Below are 583 nucleotides of genomic sequence, written 5' to 3'. Positions count from 1 at the left end.
GCTGGGACCACCCCGAGCCCTCGCGCGGGACACCCGATGCGGTGCACGATGGGGTCACGGCCCCCGCCGGGGACCGATCCCGCAGGTGGGACGACAGACAGGGGCTCCCCATGACAGACCTCCACTCTCTGACCATGAACGACGGCCACACGATCCCCCGGATCGGGTTCGGTGTGTTCCTGGTGCCCGAGGCCCAGACGCGCGAGGCCGTGTCCACCGCACTGGAGGCGGGGTACCGCCACATCGACACCGCGGCGATCTACCACAACGAGGCAGCCGTGGGCAGGGCCCTGGCCGACTCCGGCCTGGACCGTGACGACGTCTTCGTCACCACGAAGCTGTGGAACTCCGACCAGGGTCGCGACTCCGCCCGGCCCGCGCTGGAAGCCTCCCTGGAGCGTCTGGGCCTGGACCACGTGGACCTCTACCTCATCCACTGGCCGACCCCCCAACGAGACCTCTACGTCCAGACCTGGGAAGCCCTCCAGGAGCTGCAGCAGGAGGGCCTCACACGCTCGATCGGTGTCTCGAACTTCCTGCCCGAGCACCTGCACCGCATCGCAGACCTGGGTGGAGCCCTGCC

1 protein-coding gene is annotated in these 583 nt (G+C 69.5%); it reads left to right on the top strand.

What is annotated here, in order from left to right; all coding sequences use genetic code 11:
* Positions 1 to 134: 134 nt before the first annotated feature.
* The coding region (locus tag FK530_RS25025) for an aldo/keto reductase (protein WP_231706800.1) at positions 135 to 583 on the top strand (449 nt) is incomplete at its 3' end.

It is taken from the genome of Tsukamurella conjunctivitidis, from assembly GCF_007858475.1.
Classification (GTDB): Bacteria; Actinomycetota; Actinomycetes; order Mycobacteriales; family Mycobacteriaceae; genus Tsukamurella; species Tsukamurella conjunctivitidis.
The sequence above is the reverse complement of the archived record's forward strand: the minus strand, read 5'-3'. Positions and strand labels throughout refer to the sequence as shown.